The sequence below is a fragment of the Bremerella sp. P1 genome (assembly GCF_028748185.1).
GTDB lineage: Bacteria > Planctomycetota > Planctomycetia > Pirellulales > Pirellulaceae > Bremerella.
The window spans coordinates 6,188,493-6,211,735 of sequence record NZ_CP118164.1 but is presented as its reverse complement, the minus strand read 5'-3'; the positions used below and the strand labels follow the sequence as shown (position 1 = coordinate 6,211,735).

The 23,243-nt window shown below is 52.6% G+C and carries 18 protein-coding genes; 14 read left to right on the top strand and 4 right to left on the bottom strand.

What is annotated here, in order from left to right:
- Positions 1-23 precede the first annotated feature (23 nt).
- Complete coding sequence (locus tag PSR63_RS25165) at positions 24-1,166, top strand: sulfatase family protein (protein WP_274328683.1); 1,143 nt, start codon at positions 24-26, stop codon at positions 1,164-1,166.
- Between the two features lie 293 nt (positions 1,167-1,459).
- Positions 1,460-2,557, top strand: coding sequence for a nucleoside hydrolase-like domain-containing protein (locus tag PSR63_RS25160; protein WP_274328681.1), 1,098 nt, complete (start codon positions 1,460-1,462; stop codon positions 2,555-2,557).
- A gap of 11 nt (positions 2,558-2,568) precedes the next feature.
- On the opposite strand, the gene PSR63_RS25155 is transcribed toward PSR63_RS25160, so the two are convergent.
- Positions 2,569-3,498, bottom strand: a complete 930-nt coding sequence (locus tag PSR63_RS25155; RefSeq protein WP_274328679.1) for a LysR family transcriptional regulator — start codon at positions 3,496-3,498, stop codon at positions 2,569-2,571.
- A gap of 208 nt (positions 3,499-3,706) precedes the next feature.
- Between PSR63_RS25155 and PSR63_RS25150 the strand changes: the two genes are divergently transcribed.
- The 9 genes from PSR63_RS25150 to PSR63_RS25110 all read left to right on the top strand — a co-directional run bounded on the left by PSR63_RS25150 (position 3,707) and on the right by PSR63_RS25110 (position 14,053).
- The gene (locus PSR63_RS25150; RefSeq protein WP_274328677.1) at positions 3,707-5,554 is read left to right on the top strand and encodes a DUF5060 domain-containing protein; all 1,848 of its coding nucleotides are present in this window, start codon (positions 3,707-3,709) and stop codon (positions 5,552-5,554) included.
- A gap of 150 nt (positions 5,555-5,704) precedes the next feature.
- A complete protein-coding gene (locus PSR63_RS25145; protein ID WP_274328675.1) occupies positions 5,705-6,742 on the top strand; it encodes a DUF1559 domain-containing protein in 1,038 nt (345 codons plus the stop codon).
- Positions 6,743-6,820: 78 nt separating this feature from the next.
- Positions 6,821-7,228, top strand: coding sequence for an Ig-like domain-containing protein (locus PSR63_RS25140; protein WP_274328673.1), 408 nt, complete (start codon positions 6,821-6,823; stop codon positions 7,226-7,228).
- Positions 7,229-7,273: 45 nt separating this feature from the next.
- Positions 7,274-8,569 carry an MFS transporter gene (locus PSR63_RS25135; RefSeq protein WP_274328671.1) on the top strand — a complete coding sequence of 432 codons (1,296 nt, stop codon included), beginning with the start codon at positions 7,274-7,276 and terminating at the stop codon, positions 8,567-8,569.
- Entirely contained in the window at positions 8,566-10,260 is a 1,695-nt protein-coding gene (locus PSR63_RS25130) for a cyclase family protein (protein ID WP_274328670.1), read from the top strand. The genes PSR63_RS25135 and PSR63_RS25130 overlap by 4 nt, the downstream gene beginning before the upstream one ends.
- A gap of 9 nt (positions 10,261-10,269) precedes the next feature.
- Positions 10,270-11,538: a 3-oxo-tetronate kinase gene (gene otnK / locus PSR63_RS25125; protein WP_274328669.1), complete on the top strand. Its 1,269-nt coding sequence runs from the start codon at positions 10,270-10,272 to the stop codon at positions 11,536-11,538.
- Positions 11,535-12,167 carry a 3-oxo-tetronate 4-phosphate decarboxylase gene (gene otnC / locus PSR63_RS25120; protein ID WP_274328668.1) on the top strand — a complete coding sequence of 211 codons (633 nt, stop codon included), beginning with the start codon at positions 11,535-11,537 and terminating at the stop codon, positions 12,165-12,167. Before otnK ends, otnC begins: the two co-directional genes overlap by 4 nt.
- On the top strand, positions 12,164-13,297 hold the full coding sequence (locus PSR63_RS25115; RefSeq protein WP_274328667.1) for an isocitrate/isopropylmalate dehydrogenase family protein: 1,134 nt from the start codon (positions 12,164-12,166) through the stop codon (positions 13,295-13,297). Before otnC ends, PSR63_RS25115 begins: the two co-directional genes overlap by 4 nt.
- A gap of 63 nt (positions 13,298-13,360) precedes the next feature.
- Positions 13,361-14,053 (top strand): hypothetical protein, encoded by a 693-nt coding sequence (locus PSR63_RS25110; RefSeq protein WP_274328665.1) that lies wholly within the window; start codon positions 13,361-13,363, stop codon positions 14,051-14,053.
- Between the two features lie 12 nt (positions 14,054-14,065).
- On the opposite strand, the gene PSR63_RS25105 is transcribed toward PSR63_RS25110, so the two are convergent.
- Positions 14,066-14,833, bottom strand: coding sequence for an alpha/beta hydrolase (locus PSR63_RS25105; protein ID WP_274328663.1), 768 nt, complete (start codon positions 14,831-14,833; stop codon positions 14,066-14,068).
- Positions 14,834-15,057: 224 nt separating this feature from the next.
- On the opposite strand from PSR63_RS25105, the gene PSR63_RS25100 reads away from it, so the two are divergent.
- The 3 genes from PSR63_RS25100 (at position 15,058) to PSR63_RS25090 (ending at position 18,718) form a co-directional block, all read left to right on the top strand.
- On the top strand, positions 15,058-16,044 hold the full coding sequence (locus PSR63_RS25100) for a hypothetical protein (RefSeq protein ID WP_274328661.1): 987 nt from the start codon (positions 15,058-15,060) through the stop codon (positions 16,042-16,044).
- 45 nt (positions 16,045-16,089) lie between these two features.
- Positions 16,090-16,425, top strand: a complete 336-nt coding sequence (locus PSR63_RS25095; RefSeq protein WP_274328659.1) for a hypothetical protein — start codon at positions 16,090-16,092, stop codon at positions 16,423-16,425.
- Positions 16,426-16,639: 214 nt separating this feature from the next.
- A complete protein-coding gene (locus PSR63_RS25090; protein ID WP_274328658.1) occupies positions 16,640-18,718 on the top strand; it encodes a patatin-like phospholipase family protein in 2,079 nt (692 codons plus the stop codon).
- 11 nt (positions 18,719-18,729) lie between these two features.
- On the opposite strand, the gene PSR63_RS25085 is transcribed toward PSR63_RS25090, so the two are convergent.
- Together PSR63_RS25085 and PSR63_RS25080 are read right to left on the bottom strand one after the other, a co-directional pair.
- Complete coding sequence (locus tag PSR63_RS25085) at positions 18,730-19,989, bottom strand: efflux RND transporter periplasmic adaptor subunit (protein ID WP_274328656.1); 1,260 nt, start codon at positions 19,987-19,989, stop codon at positions 18,730-18,732.
- A gap of 67 nt (positions 19,990-20,056) precedes the next feature.
- Positions 20,057-23,239, bottom strand: coding sequence for an efflux RND transporter permease subunit (locus tag PSR63_RS25080; RefSeq protein WP_274328654.1), 3,183 nt, complete (start codon positions 23,237-23,239; stop codon positions 20,057-20,059).
- Positions 23,240-23,243: the final 4 nt, after the last annotated feature.

The following is a 23,243-nucleotide window of genomic DNA, read 5'->3' as shown; positions in this document are numbered from 1 at the left end:
CATCCTTTTGGGATACTCCTTTCATGAATCTCGGACGTAATTTGGCTGGTCTCAGTTCAGCAACGATCCTCGTTTCGATGTGTCTGGGTAGTGTTGTGTCCACGGCATACGCTGCAGACCTTCCGAACATTGTTTTCTATATCTCCGATGACCACTCACAATTCGACTCCAGTCTTTATGGTGATGCCACCATACCAACACCCAATTTCGAGAAGCTCGCGGCTGATGGGATGATGTTCACGCACGCATTCGTCGCCTCTCCTTCATGTGCTCCCAGTCGATCGGCGATGCTGACGGGGCTCATGCCACTACGCAACGGTGCTCAGGCCAACCATACGTACCCCAAGGAAGGAACCCCCTACCTCGTCGCAAACCTCCAACAAGCCGGGTACGAGGTTGCCGCGTTCGGAAAAGTCGCTCACGGTAAAGACTCCCGGAACGTCGGATTTGATCATCTCAGTCTGAAGAAGCCGATCGAACAAATGCGACTGGAAATTCAACGGTATCTTAAGAGCCGAAAGGGTAACAAGCCGCTCTGTTTATTCGTGGGCACGACGAACCCTCATGTTCCGTGGACAAGTACTCCTACAATCAATCCTAAAGATGTTGCGTTACCTCCGCACGTGCTCGATACGCCGTCAACCCGCGAGCATCGTGCCGCCTACTATCAGGAAATCATCGACCTGGATCAGTTCCTCGGGGAACTCCGCCAAATCGCCGCCAACCAACTTGGCAAAAACACACTGTTTCTTCACACCAGCGATCACGGCTCCCAATGGCCCTTCGGGAAGTGGAATCTGTATGACTATGGAACACGAGTCCCTCTCATTGTTAGCTGGCCCGGAAAGATCGAAGCCGGAACTACTTCTGATGCCATGGTCAGCGCGATCGACTTACTACCGACACTTATCGAGATTGCCGGAGGGAAGGCACTGGAAAACTTGGATGGCCGATCTTTCGCTTCCATTCTCCTCGGAAACAGCGATTCCCATCGCGATGTGATTTTCACGACGCACACAGGCGATGGGAAAAAGAACATCTATCCCATTCGCAGTATCCGAACACGTGAGTGGAAGTTAATTCACAACCTCCACCCGGAATTTGCCCATACCAACCACTCCGACCTCGATCGTAAGCCGATGGCCGGCGCCTACTGGAACGAATGAGAATCCTTAGCCGACTCCAATCCAAAAGCCAGGCATATCGTCGATCGTTACTTCGTCCGCCCGGAATGGGAGCTCTATCACGTAGCGGAAGATCGTTGGGAACTGAATAACCTGGCGGGAGACCCTGCCCACGAGAAACAATTCTCGAAGCTGCAAAAACAACTCAATGCCTGGATGAAGCATCAACACGATGAAGGAGAGGTTCATCACGAACCACGTCTGATTAGTGATCCGGAAAGCTGGCGACCTGACTTGACTCAGCCGGTGAAGGCCAGTCGCTAAGGAGCCGCACGATGAATTTTGCAATCAACAGAGCTTCGCTAATCTCAACGTTTGCGTTACTCGGCCTGATTTCGCAGCTCAACGCCCAGTCCCCAGAAGTTGGTCGACCACCGGTTTCCACCGACATCGTTTCGAGGAGTGGCAAACCCAAAGTCTGGATTATTACCGATATGAGCGATAAGACGCTCGAAGGAGATAACCACGTCGGTACGATCAATGATCCTGACGACATCTCAGCCATGGCCGGCTATCTGCTGATGGCCAATGAGTTCGATACCAAGGGAATTGTTGTTGCCAGCACCCATCGCAGCCGCCACCGTGATTCGCCTAATCAGGCCGATTGGGCAAATCGTTACTTCGGAGAAGCCTACCGGCAAGCCGTGATTCCGCTGAATAAGAAGCTGGGAGGCTACCCAACCACGTTGTCGTTCATGCAATCGTCAATCAAAGAAACCGGACAGCTCTTTGATCCTTCGCGGAAGTATGAGAGTCTCGAGCAACTTGCCAGCGTTAAGGCGCTGCTAACAGCAACGCAGGAGCTGACGGAGAACGAAGTTCTCAATGTTCTGTGCTGGGGATCGGTCACTGAACCTGCCATTCTAGTCCGTCACTGCCAGTCAACAGGCCAAGAAGGAATGCTCGATCGCCTAAGGTTTATCGCTCATTGGACCAATTCAACACTCCACCAGGGAACGCCCGAGCAACCTGAGCAAGTTGCCAACTGTCGCGAAGATCTCGCGGCGTGCCGTTTTCTCAAGTCAGTCGCTGCGCAGGGCAAGATTCAATACTTTGAGTGTGGGGCCATTGGTCAGCACGGCATTGTTGGCGGTGCCCCCAAAGGCCAAGCGTACTATGACCAATTTCGTGTCTCCGGGCTCGGCAAGATATTTGCCACGGGGAAGTTCGTCAGGGGAATTGTCGACCATTCCGATTCAGCGACCTATTGGACATTGCTTGGAGATTGGGGCGTCTCTCTCGCAGATATTGACCCGAAAGGCAGTAACCCCACATCGACAGAGCAAGCGAACGAAAGGAAGTTTCGGGACAACTCCCGCCGCATCCATGATGAGCTTCTACGGCGCGCCCGAGCAGCCGCTTCTACTGAATAATTTCGATACGATTATGCGAGAGTCTCACGGATTAGGTCCATGATCGTTCGAACGACCTTCGTCGGCTGACGCCCCTTCTTTCGTCGAAATGCGATGTACGCTTGTCCCAGGCAGTGAGACAACGATCGTTTGGCCAGCCGAGATGTCAATGGGCTCTCAACGGCTTGCCCCGCAACGATCCCGACTCCCATCCCGGCACGTACGCAAGAGATCGTGAACGCGCTGTTATCGGTCTCTGCCGCGATATTCAGTTTGGAAGTTAATCCTTCGCGATGCAACGTCTGTTCGAACAGGGCACGGCCTGAGGTTGCCCGGTGACCGATGATGATCGGATATCGAATCAGGTCATTCAGTCCAAGTCGCTTCTTGCGATTGAGCGGATGATCCTCGGGAAAGACGGCCAGGTAGTCAATTGTGTAAGCACGTTCGCTGGTGACTAGCGAGTCTTTCTGTTCCGGTCCCCGCTCAAGCGTTAAAGCCAGGTCCGCAGTTCCCTCCGAGATCATCCGAACCGCCGTGTCATCATCCCCATGAACTAGCCGCAAACGAACCTGGGGTAGCTCTTCATGGAACTTGGCCAGAGGTGCCCCAAGTTCTTCGCACATCATTCGCACGCCGGTAACGAGCGTTACCGTGTCCGCCCCGAGCGTGTTGAACTCACGGATTCTCTCGAATGTCGAGTCAATTCCGGCTAGGAGCGGACGCAGCGAGGTGTACAAGACTTCGGCGGATGCCGTTGGCTCGATTTTACGGCCCTTGCGGCGAAACAGAATAACTTCGTAGCGCTTCTCGACCGACCGAACCTGCTCCCACAGGGTTGGAACGGAACGTCCCGTTTTCCGAGCCGCGGCGGCATAACTGTGGTTCTCATACACGAGACAGAATGACCGCAGTTGCTGGACGACCAACTCGTTAGCTTTATCCACATCGGAAGGAATCACGAAGGACCACCTTAGAAACCGGAAGAGGAGCTTAAACTGAGTGAGACTCATCATTCGGCGTTGCCGAACAATGTTTTTGCATTATTTGAGATATTCAAATTAAAAAGTGGCTTACAATCAAGGTCAATCCTGTCTAATACAACTTCTTCGGAGATTTTCGGAAATGCCCCATCGCCGTCTTACTCCCCCTACATGCCGATCCACGTGGATGTCTTTCACTTTCGTGGCTACGACCTTGGGCATGCTCATCATTGGCTACACCCCTGCTCGAGCCGAGCAGCCCTCCATCGACGGAGAGCTGAAGACCTGGCACAAGGTGACGCTGACAACCGATGGTCCACAAGCCACTGAAACGGACTCGAGCCCTAATCCGTTTACCGATTACCGCATGACGGTCAATTTTCAACATGAGTCAGGTACCCCGCGGTACCAGGTTCCAGGCTACTTTGCGGCGGACGGCAACGCTGGCCAAACGTCTGCCAAGTCAGGAAACCAGTGGCGTGCCCATTTATCGCCTGACAAGCCTGGAAAGTGGACCTACAGAATCTCGTTTGTCCAAGGGAACCAAGCCGCCGTCGATGACTCGGCAATGGTCGAAGCGGTGACCCCAGTCGACGGTATTACCGGAAGTTTTAACATCGCTCCGAGCGACAAGACTGGACGAGACTTTCGTGGCCGGGGTCGCTTGGCTTACGTCGGCAAACATTACCTCCAATTTGCTGGTTCCGGCGATTACTTTCTGAAAGCTGGCCCCGACGCCCCGGAAACCTTTCTCGCCTACCAAGATTTTGACGATACGACGGCCAACAAGAAGAATGTTCCGCTAAAAACCTGGAAGGCTCATGTCCAGGATTGGAACGAAGGAGATCCAACCTGGAAGAATGGCAAAGGGAAAGGAATGATTGGGGCGGTGAACTATATCGCCGATAAGGGCTGCAACGTTATTTCCTTCCTCCCGTACAACGCAGGTGGCGATGGCGACAATGTTTGGCCGTTTGGCGATCGTGACGATCAACGGCATTACGACTGTTCGAAGCTTGATCAGTGGCAAATCGTGTTCGATCATGCACAGTCCAAAGGCGTGTACCTGCACTTCAAGATGCAGGAAACAGAAATGGACGACAACGTTCCTACGTCGCTAAATAAAGGAGATCTAGGCCCGGAACGGAAACTGTATTGCCGCGAACTGGTAGCACGGTTCGGCCACGAACTTGCGTTGAACTGGAACTTGGGGGAAGAGAACACGCAGACCCCCAAGCAACAGCGCGACATGGCTCAGTACCTGAAAGATATCGATCCGTATGATCATCACATCGTGATCCATACGTTTCCGAACCAGCAAGACAAGGTTTACTCCCAGTTGATCGGCGACCAATCCGTTCTAACCGGGGCTTCGCTACAGAATGGATGGAATCAAGCTCACGCACGAACGTTACAGTGGGTTTCCGAGTCAGCAAAAGCCGGCCGTCCGTGGGTTTGTGCCAACGATGAACAAGGCCCAGCCTCCTTTGGCGTCCCTGCCGATCCCGGCTACGAGGGAAAAGATGGCAAGGGCGGAGAAAAAGGGAAGCAATACGATCTGCACGACATCCGTAAGCAAACGCTCTGGGGAACGCTCATGGCGGGAGGTGCAGGCGTCGAATATTACTTCGGCTACAAGCTTCCGCAAAACGATCTAGTGTGCGAGGACTTCCGTAGTCGCGACCAGTCGTGGGACTACTGTCGAATTGCTCTCGAATTCTTCAACGAGAATGACGTTCCATTCTGGGAGATGAAGAATATGGATCGACTCTTAGAAAACGATTCGGATTCTAAAGTAGCGTATTGCTTTGCCAAACCAGGAACGATCTATCTTGCCTATCTCGGCAACGGTGGTCAGGCAAAACTCGACTTAACCAAAGATAACCAGGCATACCAAGTCAGCTGGTTCAATCCTCGCACAGGCGGGAAGCGGCAAGAGGGTAGTGTTACCCAGGTAAAAGGCGGGACCGTTGTCTCCCTCGGTAAGTCGCCCGAGAACGACGGACAAGATTGGCTCGTCGTTTTGCGTAAATAGCTGCATTTCCAATAACTCATCACGTTCTTATTTCTTTTCGCAATCTTCTCATTCTTCGCCAGAAGGGCACTTGTCTAGAGAATCGATCCGAATAACTGGACATGTCGCTATCTGGCGAAACCGCCTTCTTTTCATGCAGGAGTTCATCTCATGACTCGTAAGGGTTTTACGCTAGTTGAATTGCTTGTTGTCATTGCCATTATTGGTGTTCTCATTGCTCTGTTGCTTCCAGCCGTCCAACAAGCTCGCGAAGCTGCCCGGAGAATGCAGTGCACCAACCAGCTCAAGCAGTTGGCACTAGCAGTTCACAACTACCACGACACTTTTGGTTCGCTGCCTGCCGGTACGATTACGGTAGCAAACAACTCGACCGGGGCCGGAGACCAGGGGAATGCAAGTTGGGGTTGGGGCGCGCTATTACTTCCATTCATCGAACAGCAGAATATGTCAGATCGACTCGGCGTTGGCAAAATCCCATTGAATGACTACGTTCAGCAAAGCGCCTCGACGGGAATCAACCTAGACGATCAGTCTTTGGTGCTTAATGCGTTTATCTGTCCATCCGACGCGGGGCCGGAGATTAATGACAGCTCAAAGTTCTCGCGAACCGGCGGCAACCCTTACGAATCGTCGCCAGCCAACCTGGCACCGAAATCGAATTACAACGGATGCTTTGGTCACAATCGTTCCCGTATCTGGAACAACGGCCAATATGACAGAATCGCCACTGGAATGTTTCGCTACGCAGGCGGAGGATCAAATGATTCGGCGCTTGCTTTTCGAGATATCACTGACGGTACCACCAACACCCTTATGCTTGGCGAACGTACCTACGCATTGAAGGGCAATATCCGATTCTATCCAGGCACGTGGGTCGGGTGCCTGGCAGGTAGCCATGAGGATTGCCATGAAGACATCTGGTTTACCTTTCGAGCTCCGATAAATGGTGCCCAAGGTGGTATCAATTTCAGCAATCCTGATGCCAATTCCGTGCAGTTGTGGTCCCGCCAGGAAGGCCTTTCAAGTCAACATCCAGGTGGCGTCAATGTTGCCTTGGGGGACGCTTCCGTCCGATTCCTTCCGGAAACTCTTGAGTGGGCCTATGGCGGCGATGGAGACGGAAATATCAATACGGTCTCAGAACGGTTGGCCGCTATCAACGATGGCTTTCCGATTGGTGACTTTTAGAGTGTCCCGTTCTCTAGGGAGCGTCGGACGGCCAGACGCTCCCATTTGTCTTACACCGAATATATGCTGAGAAGTGAGATGAATACTCTTTTCCGAATACGCTGGGCTATAGCATTGGTTGCGCTAATCGCTACCGCGGGATGTGGCGGCGGCAAGTACGACGTTGTCCCGGTCGAAGGGGTACTTACGTACGAAGGTCAACCCGTACCGCAAATGATTGTTTCCTTCAAGCCGGACGGTGGCCGTGCGAGTGAAGCTACGACCGACGAAAACGGCAAATTCCGGATGCGGTACAGTATCGATCAATACGGTATCAAGCCTGGTCCGCAGGAGATCAGTGCGTACTGGGTTTCACCGACAGACGACGGAAGTGTTCCGCCAACGGAATTACAGAAGAACGTGGTCAAGTACTTCAAGAAGCACCCACCGATCAAAGTCACGATCGAGCAGTCCCAAAAGAACTTCGAGATCAAACTTCCAAAGTAATGTCCCAATACCCTGGCGAAACGAAAGTTGAATAAGGAGCATTCCTTGTATATCCGCCGGACGCACATGATCGTCGGAGGAACGTTTGCCTTGTCGGTACTGCTGTATGTCGATCGAATCTGTATTTCGGCCGCGGCAGTTCAGATGGAAAACGATCTTCTCCTAAGCCGTCAGCAGATGGGCTGGGCGATGTCGGCGTTCGCGCTGGGTTATGCATTGTTTCAAACGCCAGGCGGATGGCTGGCGGATCGATTTGGCCCTCGTAAGATCCTTTCGGCAATTGTTGTCTGCTGGTCTATCTTTACTGGACTGACAGGGCTGGTATTTGGATTTGTTCCGTTGTTGATTACACGCTTTCTCTTTGGCGCGGGCGAAGCCGGTGCGTTCCCAGGGATGTCCCGCGCGGTCTTTTCCTGGATACCGATGGGAAATCGCGGACTGGTCCAAGGAATTAATTTTTCTGGATCACGCCTTGGTGCGGCGTTCGCACTTCCAGTTATCGCGATCCTGATTGCTTCGCTCGGCTGGCGAAGCTGTTTTCTCCTACTGATGGTGATTGGGTTCATGTGGGCAATCGCCTGGTATTGGTTTTTCCGCGACGATCCGACAGGACACCCCACGATTGCTGACTGGGAGCGAGACGACATCCTCGCCACACGTCAGGTCCCAGCCAAACATGACCGTGCAGCAGACTACCGGATTGCTTCCGCGATGCTCCGTTCCCGAAATATGTGGCTGATATCGCTGCAGTATTTCTGCTCAAACTTTACCTTCTTCTTCTGTCTGACTTGGCTTTTCCCACATCTCAAGGAGACTTACTCCTTGAGCACCTTGGAGGCTGGCCTTTACTCCTCCGCTCCGCTCATCTGCGGAGCCCTAGGAAACTGGCTGTCAGGCTGGCTTGTCGACAGAATCTATCGAAGCTCCAGTTGGACATGGTCTCGCAGAGGACCTGCAATATTGGGTTTTTCCTGTGCGGCGATCGGGCTCGTCTGCGGTGTATGGGCAAATACGCCTTGGAGTTCCATCATCTTCTTTAGTCTCGCAATCTTTGGAGCGGATATGACCTTGTCTCCATCTTGGTCGCTCTGCATTGATATTGGTAAGCGGAACTCCGGCGTCGTTTCGGGCACCATGAACATGGCTGGCAATATTGGCTCATTCATCACAGCTTTGGCCTTTCCTTACCTGGCTGCCTGGACCGGGTCTAATGTTCCGTTCTTCTTCCTCGCAGCTGGCTTGAATGTGATCGCGATTCTCGCTTGGTTGGGGGTGAACCCACATCGTTCCCTGCAACCGGTCGAAAACCGAACGACCGAGAAGGTGATGTGCGTGTCATGACAGCACTTCGCGGAATCTGCGTAGGAGCAGGATACTTTTCTCGATTTCATCTCGACGCCTGGCGCCGCATGAATGATGTCGATATCGTCGCAATCTGCGATACAAATCAGGCAGCCGCCAAGGCTATGGCGAGCGAGTACGATGTATCCAACGCGTATGCAACACTGGAAGAGGCACTGTCGTCCGAGCAAGTCGAATTCGTCGATATTATCACGCCACCTGCTTCCCATTTCGGGCTAGTTGAGATGGTCGCACGGCATGGTTTGCCAGTGATCTGCCAGAAGCCATTGGCTCCCGACCTGAAAACTGCAGAACAACTAGTTCAGGTGGCCGCCGAAGCGGGCATTCGCCTCATGGTTCATGAGAACTTTCGATTCCAGCCCTGGCATCGCGCCGTCAAGTCGCTATTAGATTCAGGAGTCATTGGCAACAAACTGCATACCATCAGTTGCCGTACTCGATTGGGAGATGGATGGGGTCCTGATGCATACCTCGGCCGCCAACCCTATTTCCGAGACATGAAGCGATTCCTGATTCAAGAGACCGGTGTCCACTTCATCGATACCTTCCGCTATCTCGCAGGAGAGATCGACGAAGTTTTCTGCTCAACGCGTCGGCTTAACGATGCCATCCAAGGGGAAGATTCGGTTCACCTGCTGGTAAGCTTCTCAAACGGTGCTACGGGAATTTGGGACGCTAGTCGCTATAACGAGTCTCTCTCTTCTGATCCACGCTATACCTTTGGTTCTTTTCAAATAGAAGGAAACGAAGGAACGATTTGGATCAGTGAGGATGGTGAGATCAAGATCGCGCGACTGGGGGAAGCTCCTACACGACATGAATACGATCCTTCGAAAACTGGTTTCGCTGGCGATTGCGTCCTGATAACCCAGCAACACTTCATCGACTGTCTGCGAGCAGGTCGTCCCTTTGAAACGAATGGTTCCGACTATCTCGCCAATCTAAGGATCGTTGAATCGGCCTACGATTCTGCGGCAGCAAACCGTCCAGTACGTGTTAAACACCCCACTCCAGATCGTGAATTCATCGATCTGAGTATTCCGATAAACAATGCACTTCCCGGTGCTAGTGTTACCGACTGCAAGACCGTTCTTCAGGATGGCTGGAACGCGACCACCGTTTCGTTGTATTCCCATTGCGGGACGCATATGGACGCCCCAAAGCACTTCATTGCATCCGGTCAGACGATCGATCAGATGGCCTTAGCCTCCTTCGTTGGTCCGGCGAAAGTAATCGACCTGACTCCCGTGTCCCCAAGCGAACTGCTTACAGTTGAGCGGATCACCAGCAGTACTTCGTTACCGATCGAAGTTGGCGACCGACTTCTGCTGAGAACGGATTGGTATAAGCACCTTGGCAATTCCATCTATCGCAACGAACTTCCGCGGATTTCGCCAGAGCTCGCCCAATGGTTCGTGGATAAGCAGGTCGCACTTATCGGCGTGGAACCCCCTTCTGTTGCCGACGTGAACAATATTGACGAACTAACCGAAGTTCACCGGATTCTTCTCGAAGGCGATGTGGTCATCGTCGAGGGGCTCGCTAATCTGGATCAATTGACACAAGAGCAAGTTGAGTTCATCGCGCTTCCTTTGCGGATAGAAAATGGTGATGGATGTCCGGTAAGAGCTATTGCGGTCCAGACCACTTCACAATCACACGCTAGGTAAATCGACTGTATGCCGCCGCTATTGGGATGTATTGCCGACGATGTTACAGGCGCTAGTGATCTCGCAAGCGCACTGACGATCGGCGGTATGCGCACCCAACTGTGGTTCGGTGGAAATCACAAATTTGACCAGGAGTACGCTGTCGATGCCGTCGTTATTGCCTTGAAGACACGTTCTATCCCCAAAGTGGAAGCCATCGCACAGTCACTCGAAGCTTTACGTTCACTACAGACAGTTGGTGTTCAAAGAGTGTTGTTCAAGTACTGCTCGACCTTTGACTCAACAGAGGAAGGAAACATCGGTCCTGTCGCCGAAGCATTGATGCAGGCCCTTTCGACTTCTTACACGTTGTTCTGCCCCGCGACTCCTGAGAATGGTCGTACCGTTTATTGTGGTCACCTATTCGTTCATGGAGTGCCGCTCAATCGTTCTGGCATGCAAGATCATCCGCTGAATCCCATGAAGGAGTCTGATTTGGCGCTGGTGTTACAGCATCAGTCGAAGCATGGTGTCGGATTGATCCCGCACGAAGCCGTTGCGCGTGGCCCTGAAGCGATCGCTGCGGCTGTCGAACGCAACCTGATCCAACATAAGCCATTGATGGTTGTCGATGCGATTGATGATGCCGATCTTCAAGGTATTGCCCAGGCGGTAGTCGACTTGCCGCTTGTCACCTCGGGGTCAGGACTTGGGTCGAAGTTGCCGGTGGCCTATCTCACAGCTGGCAAGTTGGCTGCGCTACAAAGCGAGGCAGCATCCCCGTCCGCTACCGGAAACGCTCTGATTCTCGCGGGGAGTTGTTCCGAGGCAACCCGGAAACAGGTAAAAGCTTGGCCTCGGGAGTGGCCTTCGCTCCGCTTGGATATCGGTGCGCTGGTACGCGGTGACCTTGCGTTAAGTAACATTCTTGACTGGGCGCGAACGGGTCTGAAAACAAGCCACGTTCTTATTGTCAGTTCCTCGACGCCAGAAGAAGTAGCCTCGATCCAAAGCCAAGTTGGGGCGCAAAAGACATCTGCGGCCATTGAAGAGACTTTCGGATGTATCGCTCGCGTTCTTATCGCTGAGGGAATCCAAAAGCTAATCGTAGCCGGAGGTGAAACAGCGGGAGCCGTTGTCCGAGCGATCGGAAGAACTCGATTTCGGATCGGTCCCGCCATTGCTCCCGGTGTTCCTTGGATGGAAACACTAGACGAATCCAAGTTGGCAATCGCACTTAAATCGGGAAATTTTGGGGACAATCACTTCTTCCGAGCCGCGTTGGAGATGCTGCCATGAGCGAAGGGGAGTTGCGAGAACAGATCGCCGAACACGGTAAGTCGCTTTTCAATCGTGGCTATGGCGTTGGTACGTCTGGCAATATGAGCGTACGTCTACCTGATGGAATGCTCATCACACCGACGAATTGCTCGCTAGGGCGAATCGACCCCGATCGGATTTCCAAAGTGAGCTGGAATGGATCACTGATTGCTGGAGATAAACCATCCAAAGAAGCTTTTCTGCACCTTGCCATGTATCGTTCGCGTGAAACGGATGATGCTGTCGTGCACCTGCATTCCACCTATTCGGTTGCCTTATCGTGTCTGCGAGATCTTGACCCAGAGAATGTCATTCCACCAATGACCGCCTATTTCGTGATGAAGGTTGGCCGCGTCTTTCGAGTCCCCTATTTTCCACCAGGCGATCCGCAGCTCGGAAACGTCGTTGGCAAGATTGCAACACAGTACCGTGCCGTTTTGTTAGCCAATCATGGTCCAATTCTATCAGGCTCAAATCTCAATTCGGCAGTCGCCGCAATCGAGGAAATGGAGGAGACGGCCAAGCTCTATCTTTTGCTTAAAGATGAAGAGATCAGCGTCCTCACTCGTGAACAATGCCAGGAACTTATTGAAAGGTCATCCTCGTGATTGAAAGTGTCGGTGATGTCTCGGCTCAACGTCTGGACCTCCAGAGTAAATATACGATCGCGCTGCTACCAGGGGATGGTATTGGTCCGGAAGTCATGGATGCGGCCGTTCAGGTCGTAAACGGCGTTTCAAAACTGCTTCCTAATCTTCATGTTGACCTACAGTCTCACCAAGCAGGTGCCCAGCACTATCGCAAGTCAGGCGAAGTGCTCCCTCGGGAAGCTTTGGAAGCTTGCCGCAGCGCGGACGCCGTACTTCTCTCCGCGATCGGTTTGCCCGATGTTCGCAATAGCGATGGCACCGAAGTCCAGCCACAGATGATGATGGGACTGCGGCGGGAACTCGATCTATTCGTCGCGGTTCGTCCCGTTAAGTCGTACCCCGGAGTTCCTTCGCCGCTCAAGAGCAACGCGAACATCGATCTGGTCATCTTGCGCGAAAACCTGGAGGGGCTCTTTGCCTCATTCGGTGGCGGCTGCGTAGTTCACGATCAAGTCGCTACCGATTCAATTATCATTACTCGCAACGCCACCACACGCTTGGCTGAATACGCATTTCAGCTCGCTGGTCGGCGGTCAGGGCGTCCATCCGATGGAAAGCCGACGGTTACCTGCGTCGACAAAGCCAACGTGTTTCGAAGCTTTGCTTTCTTTCGTAAGGTGATGTCCGAGACCTCAATCGCGTATCCAGACATCCAGTTTGACGCCCAATATGTGGACGCGATGGCGCTGTTTCTCATACAGAATCCAAACGCTTACGACGTTCTCGTAATGGAGAATCAGTTCGGGGATATCTTTTCCGATCTTGGAGCGGCACTTGTCGGAGGACTAGGCATGGCCCCTTCCGCAGAGCTTGGACCGAAGCATGGATTGTTTCAGCCTTCGCATGGATCCGCTCCCCACCTTGCCGGCCGAAACGTCGCCAACCCGATCGCAACGATCCTTTCCGCTGCGATGATGTTCGATTGGCTTGGGGATAAACACCAAGATCCTGACGCAAAGCAAGCCGCATCCTTGATCGAGGGCGCGGTAACCCGGACGCTTCAGGAAGGGAAGGTAAAAACCCAGGATATCGGTGGTAACTCAACGACGAGTGAGGTCGCCGCTGCCATTTCCGATCAGCTTGGATGACCTAGCATCGCTGAGATGCATCTACCCCATCTTTTCATTAACATAAAGCGAGCCCTATAACCGATGTTCCATATAAACGTTCTGTCGATCGTCCTTTTCTTTACGATGATTACTGGAAGCAATGTCATCTGCCAAGTCGCCTTCTCTGCAGACACGGACGCTATCCCCACTGAGAAGGACGGCTTGCTTGTCGTAGAAGCGGAGGCATTTGATCATCAGACCAAGACGGATCACCGTGCGTTTCATCTCACCTCGCAAGACATTTCCCCAGCCATAACACCGGATGGGGACGAGGCCCACTGGAAAGATGCCAGCGGACAAGCCTACTTGGAAGTTCTACCTGATACCCGCCGTACTCACGACGACAAGCTTATTCCAGGCGAGAATTTTGCAAATGAACCAGGCACCGCTGCGGTGCTCTCCTATCCTGTTCGCATCACCACGCCCGGTCGATACTATGTCTGGGTTCGTGCTTATTCGACAGGGTCGGAAGACAACGGCATTCATGTCGGACTAGATGACGCTTGGCCAGAAAGTGGACAACGCATGCAGTGGTGCCAAGGAAAACACAGTTGGCGGTGGGAAAGCAAGCAGCGAACTTCTAAGAATCATTGCGGTGAGCCCTATAAGATCTTTCTCGATATCAAAGAGCCCGGTCAACACACGGTCCAATTCTCAATGCGCGAAGATGGTTTCGAATTCGACCAGTGGCTGATTACCATCGATCGAGAGTACCAACCGCAAAAGCCAGAATGACTATTCGACCGATCAAACATGACGGTCAAGCCATTCCGCACATAGATCCGCAATCTGTCTCCAATCTGATTCCAAGGTCAGGTAGTGGCCGAACCCAACAGCCTCGTGGAATGTGGCTAGCTCGCCGTGGCACTGGGCAATCCGTTTTGCTGTCGAAGGCGGGATCGCAAGATCTTCTGTAACTGACACCATCAGGATGGGGCAATCGATCGCATCGTAGTTGATCTTGGTCGTCTGGTTGTCATCGAACATCCACAGGAACAGCTCAAACAGAACTCTCCCTGATTCGGGGCCAAGTTGATCGAACACCCGATGCTGCTCATCTGTCGCGAGCCTATTTAGACCAAAGCGTGCCATCGTCTCGAAGTCCGGAAGAAGTGTTTCTTCCCAGATCGCGCCAGCGGAAATCAGGATTCTGCCTAACTCTCTTTCCTGTTCAGTTGCTGGTAGGATTCCCCAATTGACGCTTCCGTTCAGCAGTATGATCGCCCTCGCAAGGCCACGTGCCGCGAGTTTCTGCGCGACAATTCCGCCTAGCGAGTGGCCAATGAGAATTGGTGTCTCGCTAAGTGTTCCGATATACGATGCGATATCTTCCACATAGTCTGCAATGCTCAATCCCTTGATTTGTGATGCCTGCTCAGGCGATGGAGTTGGATCGTGATTGCGATACGCGGGACAATGACAAACATACCCGTTGGAGGTAAAAAAGTCGGCAAAGTTCGCCATAGTCCAAGGTCCGGCATTTGTACCGTGTATTAAGACAATCGGTGCTTTCATGACTCCCAAGTCTCGGTTGCTATCAAGCTGGGCTAAAGGCGTAATCCGTACAGGCAACATCGCTACTTAGAGTATATGAACACTTCCGAAGCCGTTCACTTAGGTATTGTGAGGATCTCGAGACGTCTTCTGAAAAATGGGGGATTCAAAGCACTTCTGAATCGCGATAATGGAGATCCACTCGCATCGCAACTGATCAAAGCGAATTAAACAATCGAGGGAACATGGACACGCCGAATCACTCGCGTTTGCCGCTCGAACAATGGAATAGCGACATGCAAACCGCCGTCGACAATATTTTTGCCGTCGGCAAGCAATTGCTCTCCGTACACCGCCGTGCCAGTCCTAAGGCAACGGAAGTTGCCGTCCAGTGGAACCTGGAGGATCGTCTCGAAGAAGAGCGGCAGGCGTTAAACGACTCGGTTGTGATGCTCCGGGGCGTTCTCACGTCTATCGATGCGGTCTGGTGTCTGATGAATCAGGCGCAAATCCAGGAATCGCAAATGCGTCAATCGATGCGGGAATGTGCGAAGTTGATCGGCGCTACGCTGCCGTCTCTTCAAAGAAATTTTCTTACTATTCGCCACTGTGCTCTCGACTTACTCCGGTGGTCACGCCAATTTGCTGAGATCACCGAGAGCGATTTGCCGGATGAATATCGCGCCAGTTATGCTCGGCTTCTCGCCTATACGCCGATTTTCCGGCCCGCTTTGGAATCGCTGCAGAGTGATTTGCTCCAGCGAAACGCGAATGCTCGTGTATCTGACGAGCTACAGGAGTTACTTTCCCAGCTGACCCACTATATGGCTGCCATCGAGACTGTCCGGGCTTTTGTGACCAGTGTGGTCAGTCCCCCTATGGACCTCGTGTTCCAAGACACGCACTCGTTCCATGAAGACTGGACGAATAAAGGTCCCGAAGAACAAGGCCTACTGGCCACCGAGCTGAATGATCATTGTCAGCTATTGCTATATGACGCAGCTGGATTTCACGCAGGCGTGCAGAATATCCAACATTCCTTGCCGCAGGACCTGGAAGCCGCACTCTACGTGCTGGCCGTGAATAACTGCAGAATCGTCTTCTCGATGGATGAAGATCCGGTATTCAGGCAAATCATCGTGACACTATTGCGGGTAGTAGAAGTGCAAGACCTCAAAGATACGATCGCATCACTCCTCCCGATACTTTACCGGGACTTCTCTGGCGAATGACATGGCCAACACATCCAATCCCTTGGATCCATAGAGGACATTGATATGGCAGAGCTAAAAAGACTGCTGGACGAATTTGGCATCATTCACGACGCCATGAAAATCCTTCCCGACACGCGTTTGAAAGTCGAGTTTCTCGAGGCACTCGCTGAATTGGAAAACAACGAGTGCCATCGCACGCGTAGCTTTCCCAAAACCCGCTTGCATCGCGTACGCGGCATCAAGCAGGCAATTTACCGAGCCGACATCGATAAAATCTCCGGATGGCGTATCCACATACAGTACGTCGATGGCAATATCGTCCTGAAGGACGTTATTGAAGGGAGTCGGCATGATGACGTCATTCAGGTCATCAAGACGAAGAAAGGGCGTTACTCTTAGACTACCAGACGGGGCTGACACTGTTTCTTTCTATCTACGATAAGCCAAGTGCTCACTTTCACTTATGCGAAAAGCTGAAGGAATCGAAACTTCCTTCGAATGAAGCCCGCCTAGATTCAACTCATCTGCCTAGCGTGACGTATATTACGGCGAGCCGTCCCTGCGTTTTCGTCACTCTATCGCTGCAGAATGACTCCGGCATCGAAGCAATTTCATGAGCCAACCCGATCAAAACATTGGATTAGCACTGTCTGGCGGCGGTTTTCGTGCAGTGCTATATCACCTTGGGGTTATCCGCTTTCTGCGGGATGCGCGGATCCTGCCGAAGGTATCGCATATTACCTCCGTCTCTGGCGGCAGCGTGATTGGTGCTCACCTGGCGCTCAACTGGAACCGCTACTGCGGCTCGGACGAACAGTTCGAGGAGGTGTCGCAAGAGCTGATCCGGTTCCTTCAAATGGATGTTCGCAACCGAATCGTGCGACGCTTTCCCCTGGCAGCAGCGTTAAACGCCGCCCGTCGTATTCTCCTCCTGCCTACTCAGAGAAGCCTCACCCGAGCCGGACTGCTAGAGCAACATTACAAGAAATACCTGTTTGGTGATATTGGGCTTTTCCAGCTTCCCGATCAGCCGCGGCTGTACATGCTGGCGACCAGTGTAAACGAAGGCTCCATCTGTGCATTTCATAGAGATGGACTATTGCTGCAGAAGCGGTCTCCAGGCAATCGACACGTCATTTTCGAAGACGTGGAAATGGGCCTTGCTACGGTGCCCATGGCCGTTGCCGCTTCGTCGGCGTTTCCTGGATTCTTCCCGCCACTTCAAGTTCGCGCAACCGAGGTAGGTGCGAGCGAAGGTGATTTCTCGAGTCACTTCCTTACCGATGGAGGCGTTTACGACAATCTCGGACTAAGGATGTTTCGTCATCTTCAGGAAGATCTGAAGGTAACACAAAACAAGCTTGATAGCGTACTGGTTAGCGATGCTGGAGCAACCTTCCGTGTGCTGGGGGAAAAGCCGGTCGAGGGACTGCTGCGAACAGCATTGCGCTCGTCGATGATTCTGATGGATCGCGTCAACCAGTTGGAGTTCGAATCCTTCGTCGATACAGCTGGAGTGAAGTTCATTCCGATTACCGCACTTGTCGACCACGAACAGGACCCAACCTGCGCACATCGCGAAGTCCAACGGAATGCGGCCCTAATTCGCACCGATATGGATCGGTTTTCTGATCTTGAGATCTCAGCGTTAACTCGCCACGGGTACTGTGTCGCTCGACAAATGTGTCACAGCGACGACTCCTTCTCCACCTACGAAATTCCCAGTGGACCAGCCTGGGACCCGATGGAGTCTCACGAGGATGCAAAGCGGCTTTGTGAGCCGACTAAGGCCTTAACAGCAGCCAGACAGCTTCAACAGTCGGCCTCCCGAAAACTATTGTCGAATCTACTGAACTTCCGAGACTGGCCGACATACGTCTGGCTACTTCTGTTGGGCGTATTGCTTTATACGATACCATTCACGCTGTATCAGTTGCGAGAGAAGTCGATTCAACAAGGGCACATACTTTCTGCCGTAGCGCAGACAAGCCCGCTCCATCGTGATGTGTTGCGACTTATCCAAGAGGGTGCGCCGCCGCGAATTCCTCCTGTCGAATTCAAAGAAGTCGATACGATCAAACCCGTCGATTTCACTGGCTACGATGTCGTTTCTGATGACCGCATTTACGATCTTCGTGGATGGTCTGACGACGACGCTGAGGGCTCTCCTCCCCGAATGTATGCCCGCTTTCGCTTTCGACGCACCGAAGAGGCTACCGATCGTTCATCGCTGGAAATCCAGCTCCCCACTGATAAAGATGAGATGCGCGCAGAGTTTCTGCCTGAGACTTTCAAGCCTAAACATGTACGCTCACAATTAGATGATGGAACATACGTTTACGAGACAAGCTTGGATTTCAGTTCGGTTCCCATCAACGCTGATGCTATTTTGGTCGTCCGCGAGGAGTTGCCCGAGCTTATGGCGAACCAGGCAGATGGAGTAGGTCGATTCAAGTTTACAATCGCTGCCAACACTGGGCTTTGCCGAATTTGGGTTCTACTGCCCAAGAATCGTCCACACGATCAATTCCAGTTGTTTCGCAAACCGCTCGATCACTCGGAACCATTTGAACTGGTGGAAGCGACGACCACTGTTTCGCTACCGATTGGATCTGTTGCAGCATTCGAATTGATCAATCCAGAGAATGGATATCGCTACGAAGCGCGTTGGCGATGGCTTGACGACGATTAGGTTTCGGCCCTCTAGCTCTCCTCGCTGACATCACTAACCACGTTGACGGAGAGGCCATTTGTTAGCCGTTCGCCTGGATTGATAACAACACGGTCCGCGTCCGTGATGCCCGTGGCAATTCCCAGTGTGCCTCCCTGGTCGGCTTCAACCTCGACAGCACGCAGCTCAATATGGTTCTGTGAATTGACAGTTGCTAATTGAGCACCATCAGCATTGAAAATCAGAGCGGAAGCAGGAACAACGAGTGGTGGATCTGTGCGATGTACGGCCAACTGTACTTGGACGTAGGCTCCGGGAAGCAAGAGCCCCTCTTCGTTTTCCAGCTCTACCTCGATACGCATAGTGCGGGTTTGCAAGTCAATTGCTTTGGCGGTGCGGGCAATATGCCCCGTGAACTTTCGAGTTGGCATTTCCCGAACAATCAATTGAGCCTGATCACCAGTCTTGATACTCGATGCATAAAGCTGTGGAACATGAACAACTACTCGAACCCGATCGGTTCTCAGCAAGCGAAAGAGCGATTGTGCTTGATCGTTACCGGAAGTAACCAATTGACCTAAGTCGATCGATCGCTCCGATATGGTACCGTCGAAGGGAGCATACACGTTCGTAAACGATTGCAGTTCCTTAATTCGTTGCAGATCGGCCATGCCTGCGGCAATATCCGCCTCAGCGACTTGCACGCGATGATTGGCTACCGCTAGTTCGGCTTTGCGCTCATCATACTCTTGCTGTGAGGCAGCATTGGATGCGATCAAGCGTTCCAAACGTCCGAGCGTATAGCCTGCCAAGTCCAATTGGGTTTCGGCTACCTGACGACGGGCTTTGAGTTGCTCGACGGTCGCCTGAGCTTCCTCGAGTTGCTGATCGATTTCCGGTGTATCAATTTCTGCTAGAAGCTGTCCCTTCTTCACGACATCGCCGATATCGACATGCCACTTCCTCAGGTATCCACTCGTACGCGGAAAAATCACTGTTTCTTCCATCGCCTTGATCTCGCCGGGCAGGAGCACGTCCGTGGATGTTTCTGCTGGATAAGGGCTCATGACTTTGACTTCTGGCGTTGAATTTGCTCGCTGCTCGGCTTCTTCGGCGAGTACCATATGCTGCTGTACCTTAGGGAGCCAACCAAGGAAGAAAGCGCCCGTAGTCGCTCCGGCAATCACGATTAGCAGAAGGGATACCTTCCAGGCGGAAACGCGAGGAGGCGGCGTTGGAGTTCCCGCTTCGTCGATCAATTCTGAGTCAGCACCAAGTTCTGGCTTATTCATAATGCGTTTTTACATTTTTCAAGTACTTCGATTGGTTCGACACTCGTCGCGCTACGGTTTCGATCAGCTAATCGACAAGCAGGTCCATTTGCTCTTGTGTCTTGGGGGCTTTGAGGCGAAGCAAGCTGTAGATCAGGGGAACAAAGACAAGCGTGGCGAGCGTGGCCATCAGCAGGCCACCAATTACTGCTCGTCCCAGTGGAGCATTCTGCTCTCCGCCTTCACCAAACCCAAGCGACATCGGCAACATGCCCAAGATCATCGCGCCGGCGGTCATTAAAACGGGGCGCAGCCGCGTAACTCCGGCGGCCCAGGCTGCGTCGTGGGCATTCTTGCCCAGTTGCCGTTGGTCATTCGCGAAAGTGACGACGAGAATCGAGTTGGCTGTGGCCACCCCAATACACATGATGGTGCCCATCAAGGAAGGAACGCTCAGCGTTGTTTGCGTAACAAATAGCATCCAGATGATCCCACTTAGAGCTCCTGGCAAAGCCATAAGCACAATCAGAGGATCGGTCCACGACTGAAAGTTGACCACCATTAACAAATACACCAGTGCGATCGAGAACAGGACGCCAAACGACAAGGCCGAAAATGAGCTTCGCATGCTCTCAACCTGACCTCGCATTCTGATGGAAGTGCCACGCGGAAGTTGCTCTTGGAATTCGGCAACGACAGAGTCAATCTGTGCGGCCACACTACCGAGATCTGCGCCTTCGACATTGGCCAAAACGTCGATGCTTGGGGCAACGTTGTAATGCGTTACGTTCGTTGGGCCGACACTGCGCTTTAGCGTGGATAGGTTTCCCAATAGCTGGGAGTCTGTCCCATCTCGGTTAGCGTTGATTGGTGTACCGGTAATCGCCGAAATTGAATCAATTTGCCTTTGCGGAGATTGAACGACCAGCGGGTATTGAATTCCCTTCTTGGGATCGAGCCAGTAATTGGGAGCTGCCTGTTTGCTGGAACTCAACGAAACAAGCACGTCATTTGCAACGTCATATTGGGAGATGCCCATTTGACTGAGCAATGTACGGTCCGTTTCGATTCGGAGCTCTGGAGCGAAGGGCACTTGGTGAATCCGCACATCGGCCGCTCCAGGAATCTGTTGAATTCGGTCCCGTATCTGACTCGCAATCTTGTAGTTCTCTTTCTGATTGCGTCGCGGTCCGACCAATTGAACATCGATGGGAGCCGACAGCCCGAAATTCAGAACTTGAGAGATGATATCTGGCGGTTTATAGAAGAACGTCAACTCTGGAAACCGTCGCTGTAGTTCACGGCGCAGCCTTTTCATATGCTCATCAGTTGAAGTATGTTCGTGCCCGAGCGAGATGAGGATTTCTCCATCGGCCGACGACATGAGTGTTCCATCGCTCAGCGCCAAGTTAATCCCACTGTTCGGAATGCCGATGTTATCGATGACCGACTCAATTTCATCCTCTGGCACGACTTCATAGATCGTATCGACCACTTGGGCAAAGTAGCGTTCAGTCTCTTCCACCCGAGTTCCTGCTGGAGCCCGCACATGCAGTCGAATTTGCCCTGAATCGACTGAAGGGAAAAAGTCCTGTCCAATCATCGGTACCAACAGGAAGGAACCAGTCGTGAACGCGGCGAAGAGGACCAGGACGACCAATCGGTGGGCCAGCATCCACGAGAGCCCAACACCGTAAACGTCTCTCATCCAATCAAACAATGAATTGAAGCCAGCATGCAGACTTGCAAAGAATTTAGTATTCTCGGTTTCCTTGGCGCGAGCATGTTGCTGGACCTCGGCCGCCAACAAGTACCGCGACATGGTTGGTACAAGTGTGCGGCTTAGCAAATAACTGGCAAACATGGCGAAGACGACCGACAGGGCCATCGGGACGAATAACGCACGTGCTGCTCCAGTAATAAAGCCCACCGGAAGGAAGACGATACATATGCACAGAGTGGACACCATCGCTGGCATCGCGATCTGCTGTGCCCCTTCCAAAATGGAAGTTGTAAGCCCCTTCCCTAATCGTAGATTTCGGTGAATGTTCTCAATTTCCACCGTAGCATCATCGACAAGAATCCCCACCGCCAATGCCAAGCCACCCAAAGTCATCACATTTAACGAGTGACCCAGCGCACCCAAGATGGTGATGGATGCAAGTATCGCGAGTGGAATCGAGATCACGATAATCAATGTGCTGCGCCAAGATCCGAGAAACAGCAGGATCATCGCACCAGTCAGGCCAGCAGCTATTCCCGCTTCCACTAATACTCCATGCACCGCGTGACGCACAAATACAGATTGATCGGCCAACAAGGTGACCTTCATTTCCTCTGGCAGTGTCGCCAACACGGACGGAAGCCGGTCCCGCACGCCTTGCACAATATCCAGCGTAGAACCGCTTGATTTCAGAATGGGTTGCAGCACACCTCGCTTTCCGTCGACATGCACGATGTTCGTTTGGGGCGCAAAACCATCGCGTACCGATGCCACATCACGGACAAATACCGTACGGTTGCCAATGGAACGGATAGGTAAATCTCCAATCGCCGCGACCGCTTCGGGGCTACCATTGAGCCGAACGTTCATCTCATGCGCCCCAATCTTGGCGGATCCAGACGGTAGGATCAGATTCTGGGCGTTGATCGCCTGAGACACCTCCCTGGCAGAAATTCCCCACGCGTATAGCTTATCCGGGTCAATATCGATCATGATCTGCCGGACCTTGCCACCATAGGGCCATGTCATTTGTGCCCCCCGAACCGGAGCGAGACCGGGCCGCATGGAATTGGTGGCCAAATCGTAGAGTTGCTGCTCGGTGAGGCTTTCGCTTCCAATCGATGCCTGCACGATTGGGACGTTGGCCGCGTTATAGCACATGACTAAAGGAGGAAAGATCCCAGGCGGCATCGACTTGAGTGACTGCTGGGAAGTCGCCACGATCTGCGAAATTGCAGAGTCAACGCTGGCGCCTTCCTGTAGGAATACTTTGACAACGCTAATCCCATTAAGCGATTGGCTTTCGACATGCTCGATTTCGTTCACGGTTGCGAACAACACGCGTTCGAAGCTGCCGACGATTCGCGTTTCCATTTCGTCTGGGGGAATTCCCTGATAAGTCCAGATGATGGCAACGACTGGAATATTGATCTCAGGGAAGATATCGGTTTCCATCCGACGAATCGAAATTACACCAGCAATGGCAATTAGCATCGAAGCAACAACGAACGTATACGGCCGCTGCAGCGCCAGGCGAACAATCCACATGACG